Origin of the sequence: Micromonospora sp. II, from assembly GCF_001709195.1 — a bacterium.
GTDB lineage: Bacteria > Actinomycetota > Actinomycetes > Mycobacteriales > Micromonosporaceae > Micromonospora > Micromonospora chalcea.
Window position 1 is genome coordinate 17599 of record NZ_LYXF01000021.1, and the last position, 19457, is coordinate 37055.

General features: G+C 76.0%; 10 protein-coding genes. 8 read left to right on the top strand and 2 right to left on the bottom strand.

Annotated features, from left to right (window positions below; genetic code table 11):
- Window positions 1–65: 65 nt before the first annotated feature.
- From A8711_RS11495 to A8711_RS11505, 3 genes are read left to right on the top strand one after another with little or no spacing between them, the layout of a single operon-like run.
- Window positions 66–1103 carry a zinc-binding dehydrogenase gene (locus A8711_RS11495; protein ID WP_069088188.1) on the top strand — a complete coding sequence of 346 codons (1038 nt, stop codon included), beginning with the start codon at window positions 66–68 and terminating at the stop codon, window positions 1101–1103.
- A complete protein-coding gene (locus A8711_RS11500; RefSeq protein ID WP_069088189.1) occupies window positions 1103–1921 on the top strand; it encodes a sugar phosphate isomerase/epimerase family protein in 819 nt (272 codons plus the stop codon). The genes A8711_RS11495 and A8711_RS11500 overlap by 1 nt, the downstream gene beginning before the upstream one ends.
- Entirely contained in the window at window positions 1918–3255 is a 1338-nt protein-coding gene (locus A8711_RS11505) for a hypothetical protein (protein ID WP_069088190.1), read from the top strand. The genes A8711_RS11500 and A8711_RS11505 overlap by 4 nt, the downstream gene beginning before the upstream one ends.
- A gap of 41 nt (window positions 3256–3296) precedes the next feature.
- On the opposite strand, the gene A8711_RS11510 is transcribed toward A8711_RS11505, so the two are convergent.
- Window positions 3297–3983: a CBS domain-containing protein gene (locus A8711_RS11510; protein ID WP_069088191.1), complete on the bottom strand. Its 687-nt coding sequence runs from the start codon at window positions 3981–3983 to the stop codon at window positions 3297–3299.
- 95 nt (window positions 3984–4078) lie between these two features.
- Window positions 4079–6193, bottom strand: a complete 2115-nt coding sequence (locus A8711_RS11515; protein WP_069088192.1) for a molybdopterin-dependent oxidoreductase — start codon at window positions 6191–6193, stop codon at window positions 4079–4081.
- Window positions 6194–6341: 148 nt separating this feature from the next.
- Here A8711_RS11515 and A8711_RS11520 point away from each other — a divergent pair, with 148 nt between their 5' ends.
- The 5 genes from A8711_RS11520 to A8711_RS11540 all read left to right on the top strand — a co-directional run bounded on the left by A8711_RS11520 (window position 6342) and on the right by A8711_RS11540 (window position 19431).
- Complete coding sequence (locus A8711_RS11520) at window positions 6342–6734, top strand: DUF2267 domain-containing protein (RefSeq protein WP_069088193.1); 393 nt, start codon at window positions 6342–6344, stop codon at window positions 6732–6734.
- 340 nt (window positions 6735–7074) lie between these two features.
- Window positions 7075–10524: an AMP-binding protein gene (locus tag A8711_RS11525; protein ID WP_233607915.1), complete on the top strand. Its 3450-nt coding sequence runs from the start codon at window positions 7075–7077 to the stop codon at window positions 10522–10524.
- On the top strand, window positions 10521–13631 hold the full coding sequence (locus tag A8711_RS11530) for a thioesterase domain-containing protein (RefSeq protein ID WP_083296992.1): 3111 nt from the start codon (window positions 10521–10523) through the stop codon (window positions 13629–13631). Before A8711_RS11525 ends, A8711_RS11530 begins: the two co-directional genes overlap by 4 nt.
- On the top strand, window positions 13628–15931 hold the full coding sequence (locus A8711_RS11535) for a lantibiotic dehydratase (RefSeq protein ID WP_069088195.1): 2304 nt from the start codon (window positions 13628–13630) through the stop codon (window positions 15929–15931). The genes A8711_RS11530 and A8711_RS11535 overlap by 4 nt, the downstream gene beginning before the upstream one ends.
- On the top strand, window positions 15928–19431 hold the full coding sequence (locus A8711_RS11540) for a non-ribosomal peptide synthetase (protein WP_069088196.1): 3504 nt from the start codon (window positions 15928–15930) through the stop codon (window positions 19429–19431). Before A8711_RS11535 ends, A8711_RS11540 begins: the two co-directional genes overlap by 4 nt.
- Window positions 19432–19457 lie beyond the last annotated feature (26 nt).

Here is a 19457-nt window from a genome sequence, read left to right on the forward strand (position 1 = left end):
ATGTAATCACATATGCCCATTTTTTGGGTTAGAATCGAGGCCGGCACTTTCTTCGGAGCGACGCCATGAGCAACTGGGTTGTCTCTCTGGCCGGGCCCCGGCACGTACGCCTGGAGCCCTGCCCCGCGGACCGGCTCGGTCCGGGCCAGGTCCGCGTCCGCACCCACTACTCGGGCATCTCCGCCGGCACCGAGCTGACGCTCTACCGGGGCAGCAACCCGCGACTGCGCAAGGACTGGGACGCCGGCACCCGCATGTTCGTGCCCCGCCAGGCCGGGTCCGCGTACCCGGTGGTGGGTTTCGGTTACGAGGAGGTCGGCGAGATCGTCGAGGTCGCCCCCGACGTCGCCGGGCGGCGGCCCGGCCAGCTCGTCTGGGGCATCTGGGGGCACCGCGCCGAAGCGGTGCTGCCCGCCGCGGCGGCGCATTCGCTGCCGCCCGGCATCGACCCGCTCGCCGCCGTCTTCGCCCGCCCCGGCGCCATCGCGCTGACCGCGGTGCTCGCCGGTGACCTGCACCTGGGCGACTGGGTGGGCGTCTTCGGGCAGGGCGTGATCGGGCTGCTCGGCACGCGCCTCGCGGTGCTCTCCGGCGCCCGCGTGGTCGCCGTCGACCGGATGCCCGGGCGGCTCGCGCACGCCACCGGGCTCGGCGCCCGCCGGACGGTCGACGCCGCCGCCGAGTCGCCCGCCGCCGCGCTGCGCGCCGAGAGCGGCGGCCGGGGCGCGGACGTCTGCCTGGAGCTGTCCGGGTCGTACCCGGCGCTGCACGAGGCGATCCGGGCCACCGCCCACGCCGGCCGCGTCGTCGCGGCCGGCTTCTACCAGGGGTGCGCCCACGGGCTGGAACTCGGCGAGGAGTTCCACCACAACCGGATCCAGCTGGTGGCCGCCCAGGTCTCCGGGCCGGACCCGGCGCCCGGCACGGCCGGCCGGTGGTCCGGGACCCGGATCGCGGACACGTTCATGGACCTGGTGGCCGAGGGCAGCGTCGACCCGCTGCCGCTGGTGAGCCACGTCGTCGACGCGGGCGCGGTGGCCGACGCGCTGGCGTTGCTCGACCGCGGTGACGGTGACGTCCTCCAAGTGGTGCTGAGGTTCTGATGGACATTCCGCTCGCCTGCCAGGAGCAGTTGCTCCCCGGCGCCGACCTGATCGGGAAGTACGCCCTCGCCGTCTCCCTCGGCTACCAGGGCATCGAGCTGCGCGGCCGGGGTGACCTCGCGCTGGCCGGGCGGCTGCCGGAGCTGCGCCGCGCCCGCGCCGCCGGCGTGGTCATGCCGACCGTCTGCGTCGAGATGGACCACTTCGTCGGCGACTTCGACCCGGGCCGCTCCCGCGACGCGGTGGACAACCTGCGCTCGCAGCTCTCGGTGATCGCCGAGCTGGGCGGCGTCGGCGCGATGACCCCTGCCGCGTGGGGCATGTTCTCCCGCCGGCTGCCCCCGTTCGAACCACCACGCTCGGCCGACGACGACCGGCGGGTGCTCGTCGACGCCCTGGGCGAGCTGGCCGGGCACGCCCGCGCCGAGGGGGTCACCGTGTTCCTGGAACCGCTCAACCGGTACGAGGACCACATGGTCAACCGGCTCGACCAGGCCGTCGAGCTGTGCCGCGCGGTCGGGTCGCCGGCGCTGCGGGTGGCCGCCGACACGTACCACATGAACATCGAGGAGGACGACCCGGACGCCGCGCTGCGCGCCGCCGCGCCGTACCTCGGGCACGTGCAGGTCAGCGACTCCAACCGGCACCAGCCCGGCGCGGGGCACCTCGACTGGGCGGCGCTGCTGGCCACGCTGGACGCGATCGGCTACACCGGCTGGCTCGCGCTGGAGTGCCGGCTGCGCGGCGAGCCGGTCGCCGCGCTGCGCCAGGCCGCCACCGCGCTGGCCCAGGCCCGTCCCCGGCGGGCCGCCGCATGACGCTGACCACCGGGGTACGCGCCGACGCCGACCGTCACGCCCGGCTGCGCCGCCTCGCGCTGGCCACCCTGGACGCCAACTGGGAACACGACCACACGGTGCCCTCGCGCACGCTCTACCCGCACCAGTGGAGCTGGGACTCGGCGTTCATCGCGATCGGCCTGGCACACGTCCGCCCCGACCGGGCCTGGCGGGAGCTGCGGACGCTGTTCGCCGCGCAGTGGATCGACGGGCGGGTGCCGCACATCGTGTTCAACCCCGCCTCCCGTGCCGGGCCGTACTTCCCCGGGCCCCAGTTCTGGGACTCGGCCCGCGCCGACGGCGCCCCGGCCCGCGCCACCTCCGGCATCGTCCAGCCGCCGGTGCACGCCCCGGCCGCCTGGCTGGTGCACCGCCGCGCCTCCTCCGAGGCGTCGGTGGCCGCGCTGCGCCGGCTCTACCCGAGGCTCGTCGCGCAGCAGCGCTACCTGACCGGGCGGCGCGACGCGGGCGGCGGCGGGCTGGCCGCGATCGTGCACCCGTGGGAGTCCGGACTGGACAACAGCCCGGCCTGGGACGCGCCGCTGGCCGGGGTGCCCGCCGACGAGGCGGTGATGCGCGCGTACCGCCGGCACGACACCGCGCACGCCGACGCGGCGCAGCGCCCCACCGACCTGGACTACGCGCGCTACGTCGCGCTGGTGGAGTCGTACCGGGCCGGCCGCTACCGGGACGAGGGGCTGCTCGGGCGGCACCCGTTCCTGGTGGAGTGCCCGCTGGTGAACGCCGCGCTCGGCGTCTCCGAGTACGCCCTCGCGCGCATCGCCTCGGTGATCGGCGCCGACCCGGGGCCGCACCGGGACCGGGGGGCCCGGATCACCGAGGCGATGGTCACCCGGCTCTGGGACCCGGTCACCGGCACGTTCCGTCCCCGCGACGTGCGCGCCGACCGCCTCGTGCCGGCCCGTACCGTGCTCGGGCTGATGCCGCTGGCGCTGCCCGAGCTGCCCGCCGCGCAGGTGTCGGCGGTGCTGGCCGAGGCGTGCTCGCCGCGTTTCGGGCTGGCCGCCCGGATGGACCGGCCGCTGCCCACGTACGACCGCACCGCCCCGGACTTCGAGCCGCTGCGCTACTGGCGCGGGCCGAGCTGGATCAACACCGGCTGGCTGCTCTGGCAGGGTCTGCGTACCCACCGCCGGGCCGACCTGGCCGCCGGACTGCGCGAGTCGCTGCTCGACCTGGTCGACCGGGCCGGCTGCCACGAGTACTTCCACCCGGACACCGGCGCCGGACTCGGCTCGCCGGCGTTCAGCTGGACCGCCGCGCTGGTGCTGGACGCGCTCGCTCAGGAGTGATACCGGTGGACGCCGGGTGGACCGACGCGGGCCGGCCAGGCTCAGGCGACGCCGACGCGCAGGGCCGCCATCGGGGCGTCGTCGATCGCGTAGCCGAGCGCGTCGACCACCTCTACCACGCCGCTGACCTGCCGGGCCAGCCGCACCGCGAGCTGCGCCGTGGAACGTCGCTCCACCTGCCCGGTCAGCGTCACCACGCCCCGCTGCACCGTCACGTCGACCACGCCATCGCGCACGCCGAGGCTGCGCCACAGCACCTCCTCGACCACGTCGCGCCGGATGCCGGCGTCCGGGCGCAGGTGCACCTTGAGCAGGTCACCGCGGGTGACGATGCCGACCAGACGGCCGAGGTCGTCGACCACCGGCAGCCGCTTCACGCCGCGCGTGTCCATCAGCCGGGCCGCCTCCACGATCGTGGCGTCCGGCGTGATCGTGACCGGCGGAGCGGTCATCAGGTCGGCGGCGAGCGTCGCACCGGCCTTCGCCTGCGCCTCGCGGCGGTGCCGGTCGGGCAGGATCCGCCGCTCCCGGGGCTGGCCCAGCAGCTCCACCTTGTACATCAGGTCCGCCTCGGACACCACGCCGAGCACCCGCCGGGTCTCGTCCACCACCGGCGCCGCCGTGACGTGCCGTTCGGTCAGCACGTCGACGATCTCCCGGTACGCCGTGCCCTCCCGTACCGACGCCACGTCCCTGGTCATCACGTCCTGCACCTGCCACGTACGCATGGCGAACCTCCCTGTGTCCGCCCCCGACGCTAGGCGGCGGCGACGGGGGAGGAGCAGGGGCGCAATGACCAGGTCAGGGGGCCGGAGGTCCCGAATCACCCAGCCGCTACCGGCTCGGCGACCTCGTCCAGGGGCGGCTCGGCGGTCAGCAGGGCGGCCGGCACCGGCTCGACCGCCACCCGGCAGTCGTGGAACGTCGGCGCCTCGCCCAGGTCGGTGTCGCGGACGCCGGTGACCGCGTTGACGGTGGAACACCCCGGGCTGCGCCGCGCCCAGTACGCCTTGTACGTGAACGCGCACCCCGGCCGGGTCGCCTCGTCCACCGCCACCGCGGCGAGGAACGCGCCCCGGTCGTTGTGCACGCGCACCGCGTCGCCGTCGGCGAGCCCGTGCGCCGCCGCGTCGGCCGGGTGCAGGTGCAGCCGCGGCGGCCCGGCCCGGCGGGTGTGCCAGGGCAGCGACGCGAACGTGGAGTTCATCAGGTAGCGGTTGGCCGGGGTGAGCAGCGTCAGCGGGAACCGGCGGGCCAGTTCCGGGTCGGCCGCCTCGGCCGGTGGCGTGTAGCCGGGCAGCGGGTCCACCCCGAGCGCGGCGAGCGCCGGGTCGTGCAGCCGGGCCCGCCCGTCCGGGGTGGGGAAACCACCAGCGGCGTACGGCGCGGACCCGACCGGCACGCCGGTGAGCCGGGCGTACGTGCGTTCGCGCAGTTCCTCGTACGTGATCGGCGCGTCGGCCAGCAACTGCCGGGCCAGGTCCTCGTCGCTGTCCGAGAACGCCGGGTGGTCGATCCCGAGCGCGGCGGCGATCCGCCGGAAGATCTCGGTGTTCGGCAGCGCCTCGCCCGGCGCGCGGGTGACCGGCAGGTTCAACGTCGTGTAGTGGTGCCCGTAGGACGTCTGCAGGTCCAGGTGCTCGGGCTGCATGGTCGCCGGGAGCACCACGTCGGCGTAGTCGCAGGTGTCGGTCCAGCGCTGCTCCAGCACCACTGTGAACAGGTCGGCGCGGCCCAGCCCGGCCAGCAGCCGGGCCTGGTCCGGCGCGGTCGCCGCCGGGTTGGCGTTGAACACCACGAGCGAGGTGACAGGCGGGTCGGCCTCCCCGGTGAGCACGGTGGCCAGCCGGCTCATGTTCAACGTCCGGGCCGGTGGGGCCGGCATGCCGGCCGGCCGGATCACCGGACCGTTGTCGACCCGGTGGTGGCCGCTGGTGGTCACCAGCGCCCCGCCGCCGGGGTACCGGAAGTCGCCGGTGACCAGCGGCAACGTGCAGATGGCCCGGATCGCCTGCCCGGCGCCGTGGTGCCGTTGCAGGCCCAGCCCGACGCGGATCGCGGTGGGCCGGGTGGTGGCGATCCGCTCGCCGAGGCGGCGTACCACCTCGGGCGGCAGGCCGCACTCGGCGGCGGCCCGCTCCACCGGCCAGTCGTCGAGCCGGGCGGCCAGTTCCGGCCAGCCGGTGGTGTGCGCGGCCAGCCACGCCTCGTCGGCCGCCCCGGCGTCGCGGACGTGGCGCATCAGCCCGAGCGCGAGCGCCGCGTCGGTGCCGGGTAGCGGCGCGACGTGCTCGTCGCTGCGGGCCGCCGTGTCGGTGCGCAGCGGGTCGATCGTCACCACGTACGCGCCGCGCTCGCGGGCCTGCTGCACGAACGGCCACAGGTGCAGGTTGGTCACCAGCGGGTTGGCGCCCCAGAGGACGATCAGCTCCGCCTCGACGATCGACTCCGGTTCGAAGCCGACCGAGGCGCCGTACAGCGAGCGCAGCGCCGCCCGCGCCGCCGCCGTGCAGATGGTGGTGTCCAGCCGGGACGCGCCCAGGTGGGCGAAGAGCCGGGGTCCCATGGTCCAGCCCTGGACCAGGCCCATCGTGCCGGCGAAGTAGTAGGGCAGCACCGACTCCGGGCCGTGGAGTTCGATGCTCGCGCGCAGTCCGGCGGCCACCCGCTCGACTGCCTCGTCCCAGCTCGCCGGCCGGTACGCGACCCGTCCCGCGCCCTTCGGGCCGGTGCGGACCCAGGGCGTGGTGAGCCGGTCCGGCCCGTTCACCGCGTCCAGGTAGCGGTTCACCTTGCCGCAGAGCGCGCCCCTGGTGAAGGGGTGGTCGCGGTCGCCGCGCAGCCCGACCGCGACGCCGTCGGAGACGGTGAGCTGCCAGACGCAGGTGTCGGGGCAGTCCAGCGGGCAGGCGCCGGGGTGGGTGGTGACGGGGGCCATGGGCCGGATGTTACTCCCGGTTCGTGGTGCGGCAGCCACTCGTGGTGACCGGCCGCGGGCCGGGGCGTTTGGCCGGGGTGGGGGCGGGTACCCGCCGGGGCCGACCGGTGCGGGCGTGGTGCCCGCCGGCGGCGAGGGGAGGGGTGGGATGCGGTTCCCCCTGTTCGTCGAGGCGGTGGCGCGGCGGTCCGAGTTGCCGTCCGACGAGGCCGCGACCATCTCCCGGGCGGTGTTGCAGACCCTCGCCGAGCGGGTCACCGCGGACGAGGCGGCCGACCTGGCGGCGCAGTTGCCGGACGACGTCGGCGGCTATCTGGAGCCGGGTGGGATCGCTGTGAACGGCGGCGCGGTGGACTTCCTGTACCGGGTGGCCGAGCGTGCGGCGGTGGATCCGGCGGTCGCCGAGGTGGGCGCGGTGGCGGTGCTCGCCACGCTGCGCGACACGGTGACGGTGGGGGAGTTCCAGGACCTCGTCGCGCAGCTTCCGAAGGGCTTCGACGCGATGGTGGACCCGATCCCGCGGCCACCCTACGATGTCTGAGCAGGCTCCCCGCGATCCGGGTTGAGCTGCGGCACCGGGGCCGCTCCGACGAAGATTCGACTGCCAGAAAGTATTTTCACCGTAAAATAACTCGTCGGCGTTCGCGTACGCTGTAAAACGTCTACGCGCTAGAGGGATGATCGGACGGATTCCTCCGTCCGAGGTTCCAGGACGTCTTCCTCCCTTCGGCTCAAGCCGCATCGATGCTCTTCCGGCGCGGTGATTGAGCAATATTCTGCTTCCAATGTGAAGTCCTGGGGGGGATCAATGATCACATTCGTCGATTGCTGCGTGCCTGTCCTCTGTGGAGCGTATCCCGCTTCCTGACATGGCGGAGCCGATGATTATCAATCGTTTCGGCGCGATCACGGCAGTACACGGCGGACGTCCGGCACTTCTCGGTGAGACCCACGAGGTCACCTACACCGAGCTGGCCGGGGCGGCCGGCGGGCACATGGCCGTGTTCGCCGCCGCGGGCCTGCGTCCCGGAGACCGGATCGCGCTGCTCACCGCGCACGGCGCACCGACCGTCGCGGCGCTGCTCGGCGCCCTGGCCGCCGGGTGCGCGTACGTGCCACTGGACCCGGGCTTCCCGGTCGCCCGGCTGCGCCACATGGTCGACGCCGCCGGCGTCACCGCCGTCGCGTGCGCCGCCGAGCACCGCGACCTGGCCTCGGCGCTGGCCGGCGAGCGTCCGGTCGTGCCGCTGGACGAGGTGCCGCCGGCCCCGCTGCGCCCGGTTCCGGCCGAGCCGGACGCGCTGGCGTACGTGCTGTTCACCTCCGGCTCCACCGGCGTGCCCAAGGCGGTCGGGCAGACCCACCGCAACCTGGCCCACGTCGTCGACAACCAGATCGCCGCACTCGGCGTCGGACCGGACGACCGGCTCAGCCTGCTCGCGTCGTTCAGCTTCGACGCCGCCATCCCCGACCTCTACCCGGCGCTGCTCACCGGCGCCGCCGTCGTCCCGGTCGACCTGCGCCGCCAGGGACTCGCGTACGCCGTCGAGCAGCTCGACCGGCACCGCGCCACGGTGCTGCACTGCACGCCCACCGTCTACCGCTTCCTGCTCGACACGCTCGGCGCGCGCCGGCTGGCCACGGTGCGGGCGGTGCTGCTCGGCGGCGAACAGGCCACCTGGACCGACGCGGCCCGCGGCCGGGACCGGTTCGCCCCCGAGTGCGTGCTGGTCAACGGCTACGGCGCCACCGAGATGACGTTCGCCGCCCGGCATCTGCTGCCGCTGTCCGAGGTGGACCCGGGCGCCCACGGGCCGCTGCCGGTCGGCACCGCGTTCCCCGGCTACCGGCTCGACCTCGCCCCGGACACCGGCGAGATCGTCGTCCACAGCCGGCACCTCGCCCCCGGCTACCTCAACCAGGACAGCGACCGCTTCGGCGTCGACGCCGACGGACTGCGGTCGTACCGCACCGGTGACCTGGGCCGGCTGCTGCCCGGCGGGGAACTGGTCTGCCTCGGCCGGCTCGACCGCCAGGTCAAGGTACGCGGACACCGCGTCGAGCTGACCGAGATCGAAGCGGTGCTGTCCGCCCAGCCCGGCGTCGCCGGCGTCCGCGCGATCGTGCGCGACGGCGAACTGCTCGCGTACGCCCGCCCGGCCGGCGCCCGCCCCGACCCGGCGGCGTTGCGCGCCGCCCTGACCGCGGAGCTGCCCGACTACGCGGTGCCCCGCGCGGTGGTGGTGGTCGACGAGTTCCCGCTCACCGTCACCGGCAAGGTCGACGAGCGGGCGCTGCCCGACCCGGTGACCGAGGTGCCCGCCGACGCGGCGCCGGCCACCGAGACCGAGCGCGCCGTGCACGACATCTGGTGCGCGGTGCTCGGCCGCGACGCGGTCGGCCGCACCGACAGCTTCTTCGACGTGGGCGGGCAGTCGCTGCTGCTGGGCCAGGTTCAGCAGCGCCTCGCCGAGCGGTTCGGCGTCCGCCTGCCGATGCTGCGCCTGTTCGACCACCCGACCGTCGCCACCCAGGCGGCGCTGCTCGACGCCCCGCCCGAGGCGGTCCGCGCCCCGGTGCTGCCCGCGCCCGCCGCGCCGGTACGCGCCGCCCGCGAGTACACCGGCGACGAGATCGCCGTGGTCGGCCTCGCCGGCCGGTTCCCCGGCGCGCCCGACGTGGCCACGTACTGGTGGAACCTGTGCACCGGGGTCGACTCGGTGCACGACCACACCGACGAGGAACTGGCCGCGCTCGGCGTCGGGCCCGGCCTGCTCGCCGACCCCCGGCACGTGCGCGCCACCGGCCGGCTCGACGGGGTGGCCGACTTCGACGCCGAGTTCTTCGGCTTCGGCGCCGACGAGGCCGCCCGTACCGACCCGCAGCACCGGCTGTTCCTGGAGACCGCCTGGGAGGCGCTGGAGGACGCCGGGCACGACCCCGCCCGCTTCCCCGGGCTGGTCGGCGTCTACGCCGCCACCTCGGCAAACCGCTACTTCCTGTTCCACCTGATGGACAACCCGGCGGTGGTCGGCGACGTCGACCCGGACGACTGGGAGGCCCGGCTCGTCGGCCGCCAGCTCACCGACCACCTGCCCGGGCAGGTGGCCTACCGGCTCGGCCTGACCGGCCCGGCGATGGCCGTGCAGTCCGCCTGCTCCAGCTCGCTCGTCGCGGTGTGCGTGGCCGCGCAGAGCCTCGCCGACTACCAGTGCGACCTGGCCCTGGCCGGCGGCTCCACCGTGATGTGGCCCCGGCACCGGGCGGGCGGGCTCGTCTCGCCCGACGGCCGGTGCCGCGCCTTCGACGAGGCCGCCGCCGGCTCCGGCTTCGGCTCCGGCGCCGGCGTGGTCGCCCTGCGCCGGCTCGCCGACGCGCAGGCCGACGGCGACCGCATCTACGCGATCCTGCCCGGCTGGGCGGTCACCAACGACGGCCCGGACCGGGCCGGCTTCGCGGTGCCCGGCCCGGCCGGGCAGGCCGCCGCCGTCGCCGGCGCGCTCGCCACCGCCGAGGTCGCGCCGGGCGAGGTCCGCTTCGTCGAGGGCCACGGCAGCGGCACGCCGCTCGGTGACGCCATCGAGGTCGCGGCGCTGCACGAGGTGTACGCGGGCGCCGCGCCCGCCGAGTCCACAGCGCTCGGCTCGGTCAAGACGAACATCGGTCACCTCGACGCCGCCGCCGGCATCGCCGGGCTGATCAAGACGGTGCTCGCCGTCCGGCACGGGGTGATCCCGCCGAACCTGCACTTCACCCGCCCGCACCCGGAGATCGACCTGACGGCCGGACCGTTCTACGTGCCCACCAAGGCGCGGGACTGGCCGGACGGCGCGCGCCGGGTCGCGGGGGTCAGCGCGTTCGGCCTCGGCGGCACCAACGCGCACGTGGTGGTGGAACAGCCGCCACCGGCCGAGCCGGCCGACCCGCCCGGCGAGGGGCCGTGGCTGCTGCCGGTCTCCGCGCGTACCCCGGCGGCGCTGCGGGCCGCGCTGACCCGCCTGCGGACCCACCTGGCCGGCGCCGCCCCGGCACTGTCCGACGTGGCCGCCACGCTGGCGCTGGGCCGGCGGGCGTTCGCGCACCGGGCGGCGGTGGTCGCCGCCGACCTGCCGGCCGCACTGTCCGCCCTGGACGTGTTGCTGGACACCGACGCCCGGATCGCCGGCGACGGCGGTCCGCTGCGCGAGACGGCCGCCGACTGGGTCGCCGGGCGTGACGTCGACTGGCACGAGCTGCACCCCGACGGCACGGTGCGTCGCACCGGACTGCCCACCTACCCGTTCCAGCGCCGCCGGCACTGGATCGACCCCGTGCAGAAAGGTCCGCGGTGAACTGGTTCGTCTCCGCCGGAAGCCGACCCGAGGCCCCGGTGCGATTGTTCTGCCTGCCCTACGCCGGTGCGGGCGCCAGCGCGTTCCGGCGCTGGGCGTCCGAGTTCGGCGAGAGCGTCGACGTGACGCCGGTGCAACTGCCCGGCCGGGAGAACCGGATCACCGAGGACCCGCGCTTCAGCGTCGCCGAGGTGGCCGACGCCATCGCCTCCCGGGCCGACCGCCCGTACGCGATCTACGGCCACTCGATGGGCGGACGGCTCGGCTTCGACGTGGTCCGCGAGCTGCGCCGCACTGGCCGCCCGCTGCCGCTGCGGCTCTACGTCGGCGGTGCCCGCGCCCCGCACGTACGCACCCCCGGCCCGTTCGACGGGCTGTCCCAGGCGAGCGACGACGAGCTGCTGCGCCGCCTCGGCGAGGGCGGCGGCCTCCCCGCCGAACTGCTCGACCACCCGGAGCTGGTGGAACTGCTGCTGCCGCTGCTGCGCGCCGACTTCGGCCGGGTCGACGACTACCGCCACGTGCCCGGCGAGCCGCTGCCGGTGCCGATCGTCGCGTTCGCCGGCCGCACCGACCGGGCGGTCACCCGGGACCAGAACGCGGCCTGGGCCGAGCACACCGCGGCCGGGTTCACCCTGCACGAGCTGGACGGCGGGCACTTCTTCCTGCACGACCGGCTGCCCGAGCTGGCCGCGCTGATCCGCGCCGACCTGACCGCCGCGCTCTCGGACCCCCGCGCCGGCACGCCGGACGCGGGTCCGGACCCGGTGCGCGCCGCCGGCCGCGGGACCGCCGGCGCCGCGCACCGGGTCCCCCTCGGCGACACCGGCTGGTCGGTGTGGCGCGACGCGGTGCTGCGTACCACCGGGTTCCCGGCCGACGGGCTGGAGCTGTTCAGCGCGCCCCGGGCCGCCACCGCCGCCGACGAGCTGCTCGCCACCGGCGCGGGCACGGACCGGTTCGACAAGGAGTTCGAGGAGGCGCTGCGCTCCGGCGCGCAGCGGTTCACCGCGCTGGCCGCCGATCCGCTGCTTCGCGAGGCGGTCACCTGGCAGAACCGGGGCGCGCTCGTCGCGTTCGACGGGCTGGTGCGCGGCGGCGCCGACGCGGCCCGCAACGTACGCCGCCGCGACCGGGAACGGGCGCTGCTGAAGTACTGGCAGCGCTACTGCGGCAAGAACGAGACGGTCGGCTTCTTCGGGCCCAGCTGCTGGGTCACAGTCGATCCGGCACAGCCGGAAGTTGCCCGGGTCAACCCCGGCGACCGGTTGACCCGCCGACGCTGGGTGTGGTTCGAGTCGTGGGCGCTGACCGCGTACGCCGACCGGATCGGCGCGGACCTGGCGGTCCGCCGCTGGTGGCCACCGATGCTCCGGCCACACCTGGCGGTCCGGGACCGGGCCGTGCTGCGCCCCGGACGTCCGCCGCTGACGCTGACCCCGGTCGAGGCCGGGCTGCTGCGCGCGGCCGACGGGCGGCGCCCCGCCGCCGACCTGGTCGCCGACCCGGCGATCGGGCTGCGCCGCCCCGAGGACGGCTACGCGCTGCTCGACCGCCTGGTGGAGCGCGAACTGATCACCTGGGACGCGGCCCTGCCGGTGAGCCCGGACGCCGAACGGGTGCTGGCCGACCGGATCGAGGCGATCGGTGACGAGCAGGCCCGCGCCGCCGCCCGCGCCGGGTTTGACCGGCTGCGCGCCGCGCGCGACGAGGTGGCCGCGGCGGCCGGGGACGCGGAGCGGCTGCGCGCCGCGCTGGACGCGCTCGACGCCACGTTCACCGAGCTGACCGGCGTGCCCGCGGTACGCCGGGCCGGACAGATGTACGCCGGGCGCACGGTCTGCTACGAGGACAGCGCCCGGGACCTGGACGTGGTCTTCGGCGCGCCGCTGCTGGCCGAGCTGGCCGCCCCGCTGGACGTGCTGCTGCGCGCCGCCCGCTGGCTGGCCAACGCGCTCGCCCGCGCCTACCTCGACGTGCTGCGCGGCCTGTACGAGGAACTGCGCGCCGAGTCCGGCGGCCCGGTGCCGCTGGCCGACCTGTGGTTCCTGGCCCAGGGCATGTTCTGGGGCGACGGCGAGCGGCCCGTCGACGCGGTGGCGGCGGAGTTCGCCGCCCGCTGGTCCGGGCTGTTCGGCCTGGACACGCTGCCCGCCGACACCACCGACGTACGGCTGCGCGCGGCCGACCTCGCCGACCGGATCGACGCGGTGTTCCCCGGCACCGGCCCGGAGTGGTCCAACGCCGCCATCCACAGCCCCGACCTGCAGATCTGCGCCACCGACGCGGACGCCCTGCGGCGCGGCGACTACACCGTGGTGCTCGGTGAGCTGCACGCCGCCTGGTCGTCGTTCGACTGCGCTGTGTTCACCCCGTCGCACCCGGACGTGGAGCGGCTGCGCGACGCGCTGGCGGCGGACCTCGGGCAGCGGCGCGTCCGGCTGCTGTTCCCCGCCGACTGGCCGCGCCGGACCAGCCGTACCGCCGAGTCGCTGACCGGCCCGACCGACCGGCACCTGGCGTTCCTCGACGCGCCCGGCGCCGACCCGGCCCGCGTGCTGCCCACAGTGGACCTGGTCGTCGACGACGTCGACGGCGAGCTGGTGGCGACCGCCTCGGACGGGCAGCGCTGGCCGCTCACCGAGATCTTCGCCGAGCCGTTCAGCGCGCACGCCGTGGACGGCTTCAAGCTGGTCGCCGCCGCGCCGTACACGCCCCGGATCACCGTGGACCGGCTGGTGCTGGCCCGGCAGACGTGGCGGACCACAGTGGGCGACAGCGGCCTGGCCGTCCCGAACGGGGAGCGCGAGCGCTTCCTCGCCGTCCGGGACTGGCGCCGCCGCCTCGGCCTGCCCGAACAGGTGTACGTCAAGTTCGGCACCGAGACCAAGCCCTGCTTCGTCGACCTGTCCGCGCCGGCGTTCGCCACCACGCTCTGCGCGATGGCGCGCGCCGCCCGGGTCGACGGCGGCGACGACGTCTCGTTCACCGTCAGCGAGATGCTGCCCGCCCCGGAGCAGGCGTGGGTGCCCGACGGGCAGGGCCGCCGCTACTTCAGCGAGCTGCGCCTGCACATCACCGACGCCCGGCGGGAGGACCACCGGTGAGCCATCTGGTGCCCCTGGGCGACACCGGCTGGTCGGTGTGGCGTGACGTGGTCCTGCGGACCGCCGGTTTCCCGGCCGCCGGGCTGGACCGGTTCGCCGCGCCGGACTGCGCCGCCGTCGCGGACGCGCTGCTCGCCGGCGACACCGGCGCCGAGGTGTTCGACAAGACGCTGCGCGAGGCGTTCGCCGAGTCCTCCGCGGTGGCCGGCGAGCTGGCCGCCGACCCGCTGCTGCGCGAGGCGGTGACCTGGCAGAACCCGGACATGCTGATCGCGCTGGACGGGCTGCTGCGCACCGACCCGCAGGTCCGCAACGTGCGCCGCCGCAAGCGCGAGCTGAGCCTGCTGCGCTACTGGCAGCGCTACTGCGGCAAGGCCGAGACCATCGGCTTCTTCGGTCCGGTCTGCTGGGGCACGTTCGACACCACCCGGCCCGGCGTGCACACCGTGCCCGGTCCCACGCTGGTGCACCGGCGGCGGGTGTACTTCGAGGCGTGGGCGCTCATCGCGTACGCCGACCGGCTCGCCGACGACCTGGCGGTGCGCCGCTGGTGGGCGCCGGCCCTGCAACCGCACCTGACCGTCGCCGGCCGGGAGCTGCGCTGGCCGCTGCACCCGCCGATCGCGCTGACCCCGGTCGAGGCGCTGGTGCTCGGCGCCTGCGACGGGCGTACCCCCGCGGTGGAGCTGGCGCAGCGGCTGTGCGACGCCGGTGACGTGCACAGCGCCGACGACGTCTACCTGCTGCTGGACCGGTGGGTCGAGCGCGGCCAGCTCAGCTGGGGCGCGAACCTGCCGATCGCGCCCGACGCCGAACTGGTGCTCGAAGCGCGGATCGCCGCGATCGGCGACGAGCCGGTCCGCGCCGCCACAGCGGCCGAGTTCGGCCGGCTGCGCGCCGCCCGCGACGAGGTGGCCGCGTCGGCCGGCGACCCGGACCGGCTCGGCGCCGCGCTCGCCGCGCTCAACGCCGAGTTCACCGCCGTCACCGGCCGCCCGGCCACCCGGCACAGCGGGCAGATGTACGCCGCCCGCACCGTCTGCTACGAGGAGACCGCCCGCGACCTGGAGTTCCGCATCGGGTCGGCGGTCATCGACGCGCTCGCCGAGCCCCTCGCCGTGGTGCTGCGTACCGCCCGCTGGTTCACCGGCGAGGTGGCCGCCCGCTGCGGTGAGGTCTTCACCGAACTGCACGAGGAACTGGCCGCCGACGGCCCGGTGCGGCTGGCCGACCTGTGGCTGCTGGCCCAGGGCACGCTCGTCTCCCCGGACGGCCCGATCGGCCGGGCCGGCGCCACGCTCACCGCACGCTGGGCCGAGCTGTTCGGCCTGGCCGACCTGCCCGAGGGGCAGCCGGAGCTGCGGCTGCGCGCCGCGGACCTGACCGACCGGGTCCGGGAACTGTTCCCGGCGACCCGACCCGGCTGGCCGTCGGCCCGGCTGCACAACCCGGACGTGCAGCTGTGCGCCGCCTCGCCGGAGGCCGTCGAGCGGGGCGACTTCCTGCTCGTGCTCGGCGAGCTGCACCCGGCGTCGGTCGCGTTCGACAGCGCGGTGCTCAGCCCGTTCCACCCCGACCCGGCGGCGCTGCGCGCCGACCTCGACGCCGACCTGGGCCCGGTCCGGCTGCGGGTGCTGTGGCCGGACAGCTTCCCCCGCCGCACCACCCGCACCACGTACGCGCTGACCGGCCCGGCGGACCGCCAGCTCGGCATCGACACGGCGCACGGCGCCGACGTGGACCGCCTGGTCCCGGCCACCGCCGTGCTGGTCGAACGCACCGGCGACACGCTCACCGCGGTCTTCCCCGACGGCGCCCGCTGGCCGCTGATGGAGGTCTTCGCCACGCTGCTCGGCTCGCTGCTGCTCGACGCGTTCAAGCTGCTCGGCGCCGCGGCGTACACGCCCCGGATCACCATCGACCGGCTGGTGGTGGCACGGCGCACCTGGCGCACCACGGCCGGGGCGTGCGGGCTGGGCGGCCACCCCGACGAGTCCGCCCGCTACCTGGCGGTACGCCGCTGGCGCGCCGAGACCGGCCTGCCCGAGCGGGTCTTCGTCAAGGTCGGCACCGAGATCAAACCCTGCTACGTGGACCTGACCGGGCCGCTGTACGCGCAGTCGCTGTGCGCCATGGTCGACGCCGCGCTCCGGACCGGCCCGGACGTGCCGGTGGTGGTCTCCGAACTGCTGCCCGCCCCCGCCGAGGCCTGGGTGCCCGACGCCCAGGGCCGCGGCTACGTCAGCGAACTGCGCCTCCAGATCACCGACCCGGCCGAGCACCTTGGAGCACTCCGGTGACCGACACCCTGACCGTCAGCGCCGTCCACGGCACCGACCTGCCCTGGCCGGACGCCACCCTCGCCGACCTGATCACCGCGCAGGCGGCCCGCACCCCGGACGCGGTGGCGGTGCGCCAGTGGGACACCCGGCTCACCTACCGGCAGCTCGTCGACCGGGCCGCCGGGGTGGCCGCCGCGCTGCGTGAGCACGGCGTCGGCCGGGGCGACCGGGTCGGCGTGTGCGGCGCGCGTACCCCCGACCTGGTGACGACTGTGGTCGGCGTGCTGCTCGCCGGCGCCGCGTACGTGCCGCTGGAGCCGGGCGGCCCTCGGGCCCGGCTGCGCGGCATCGTCCGCGACGCGGGCGTCCGGGTCGTCGTCGGCGACGCGGCGGCGGCCGAGTTCGGCGACGAGCCCGGCGTGACGGCGCTCGGCCTGCCCGGCCCGGCCCCGCTCGCGCCCTGCCCGGCCCGCCCCGGCGACCCGGCGTACGTGCTGTTCACCTCCGGCTCCACCGGCCGCCCGAAGGGCGTGCTGACCACCCACCGCAACGCCGTCGAGTTCGTCACCGGCGTGAGCGCGCTGACCGGCGCCGACGCCTCTATCCGCAGCCTCGGCATCGCCTCGCTCGGCTTCGACGCGGCCACCATGGACCTGTTCGTGCCGCTGACGCTCGGCGGCGCGGTGCAGCTGCTCGGCGCCGACGACCGGGCCGACCCGGTCCGGCTGGCCCGGTTCGTCGCCGAGCACGAGGTCACCTGGGGCTTCATCACCCCGACCGTGCTGTCGCTGCTGGACCCGGCCGGGTTCCCGTCATGGCGGGTGCTGCTCTGCGGCGGCGAGGCGGTCCCGGCCGAGCTGGTCGCCCGCTGGGCGCCGGGCCGGCGGTTCCTCAACGGCTACGGCCCCACCGAGACCACGGTGCTGGCGGTCACCTGCGACCTCACCCCGGCCGACACCGACCCGATGCCGATCGGCCGGCCGTTGCCCAACCACCGGGCGTACGTGGTCGACGCCGACCTGCGGCCGGTGCCGGCGGGCGAGACCGGCGAGCTGCTGATCGGCGGGCCCGGCCTGGCCGACGGCTACCTGAACCGGCCCGGCCTGACCGCCGAGCGGTTCGTGCCCGACCCGTTCGGCGACGTCCCCGGCGAGCGGCTCTACCGCACCGGCGACCTGGTCCGGCAGGGCCCGGACGGCCGGATCGTCTACCTGGGCCGCGCCGACCGGCAGGTCAAGGTGCGCGGCCAGCGCATCGAGCTGGGCGAGATCGAGGCGGTGCTGGCCGCCTGCCCCGGCGTCGAGCGCGTCGCGGTGGAGGCGGTGCCCGGCCCGGCCGGCGCCGAGCTGGTCGCGTTCCTCACCCCGGCCGGCGCGCCCGGCGACGACGAGCTGCGGGCGTACGCGCAGACGCGGCTGACCACCGCGATGCTGCCGGCCCGGACGGTGCGGCTGGACGCGCTGCCGGTCAGCCCGGTCACCGGCAAGCTGGACCGGCCGGCGCTGCGCGAACTGGCCGCGGCGACCCCGGCCGCAGTCGCCGACGCGTCCGCCGACGACGACCCGGTGACGGCGGCGGTCCGGCGCGTCTGGACCCGGCTGCTCGGCGCCGCGCCCGCCCCGGACAGCGACTTCCTCGCCGCCGGCGGCAACTCCATCGCCGCGATGCGGCTGGTCGCGGCGCTGCGCGCGGAGCTGGGCCGGCAGGTGGACACCCGGGTGCTGTTCGCCGACCGCACGTTCGCCGCGCTGGTGGACCGGGTCCGCGCCGCCGACCCGGCCGACGCCGACGGGCTGACCACCGGCAACCCGCCGACGCTGTCCCCGCCGCAGCGGCGGCTGTGGTTCATGGACCAGCTCGCCCCGTCCAGCGCGCCGTACAACATCGCCGTCGCGCACCGGCTGCGCGGGCCGCTGGACGTCGCCGCGCTCGGCGCCGCGCTGCGCGCCGTCGCCGAACGGCACGACGTGCTGCGCTGGCGGATCCCGCAGAACGGCGGCGTGCCGTACGCGGTCCGCGAGGAACCCACCGACGTGGCGGTGCCGGTGGTCGACCTGACCGCCGCCGCCGACCCGGACACCGAGCTGGCCGGCATGCTCGCGGCCGGCGCCGGGCACGCGTTCGACCTGGCCACCGGCCCGCCCTGGCAGGTGACCGTGTACCGGCTCGCCGCGCAGGAGCACGTGCTCGCGGTCACCGTGCACCACGCGGTCTTCGACGGCTGGTCCGAGGCGCTGCTCTACGACGAGCTGGCGCTCGCGTACGCCCGCGCGCTCGGCCGGTCCGTGCCGGGCCGCCCGCCGCTGCCCGCCACGTACGCCGACTACGCGGTGTGGCGCGCCGACCGGGACCGGCGCCGCGGCGAGACCGACCTGGCCTGGTGGACCGCGCACCTGGCCGGCGCGCCGACGGTGCTGGACCTGCCCCGCGACCGGCCCCGCCCGGCCGTGCAGACGTACGCCGGCGCGGAGGCCGCGGTACGGCTGGACGAAGCCGCCGACCGGGACGTGCGCGACCTGGCCGCGCGGCGCGGCACCACAGTCGCCGCGGTGCTGCTGGCCGCGTTCGGCGAGCTGCTGCGCCGGGTCACCGGCGGCGACGAGCACGTGCTCGGCGCGATCGTCGCCGACCGGCGGCTGGCCGCGTTCGACGAGGTGATCGGCTTCTTCATCGACACCGTGCCGGTGCGGGTCCGCTCCGGTGGCGCGAGCTTCGCCGAGCAGGTCGACCGGGCCGCCGCCGAGCTGCACGAGGTCACCGCCCACCCGGGCGCGCCGCTGGAACGCATCGTGGAGGCGCTCGGCGTGGGCCGGGACACCTCCCGCGCCCCGCTGGTGCAGGTGCTGTTCAACGTGCTCAACTTCGCCCCGCCCCGGCTGGCGCTGACCGGCCTGGCGGCCGAGCCGGTGGCGGTGCCCAAGCCCGGCTCACCGTTCGACCTGACCGTCTACGTGGTGGAGCGTGACGGGCGGGCCGGCGTCGAGGTGGTGCACAACCCGGACCTGTTCACCGCCGAGCGGATCAGCGCGCTCCTGGCCGACCTGGCCGCCCTGGTCGGCGCGCTCGCCGCCGACCCGGACGCGCCGGCCGCCGAGGTGGCGCCCGAGCTGCCCCGCCCGGCGGTGCGTGTGGCCGCGCTCGGCGCGATGACCGTCGCCACCGCCGAACCGGCCCGCGTGCCGCTGCCCACCGGCTCGGACGCGCTCACCGGCACCGAGGAGCTGATCGCCGGCATCTGGCGCGACGTGCTCGGCCGGGACACCGTCGGCGTCACCGACAACTTCTTCGACATCGGCGGCCACTCGATGGCCCTGGCCGCCGTGTACGCCCGGCTCACCGAGGCCACCGGCCGCTCGATCACCATGCTCGACCTGTTCCGCCACCCGACCGTGCGGGCGCTCGCCGCCAGCCTGGACGGGGCCGCGGACCGGCCGGAACTGGCCCGCGCCGCGCTGCGCGCCGCCGCCCGGCGGGGCCGCGCCCGCCGAACCCCGCCGCCACGCCGACCTCACCCGTGACGCGATCCCTTGTGAATGAAGGAACC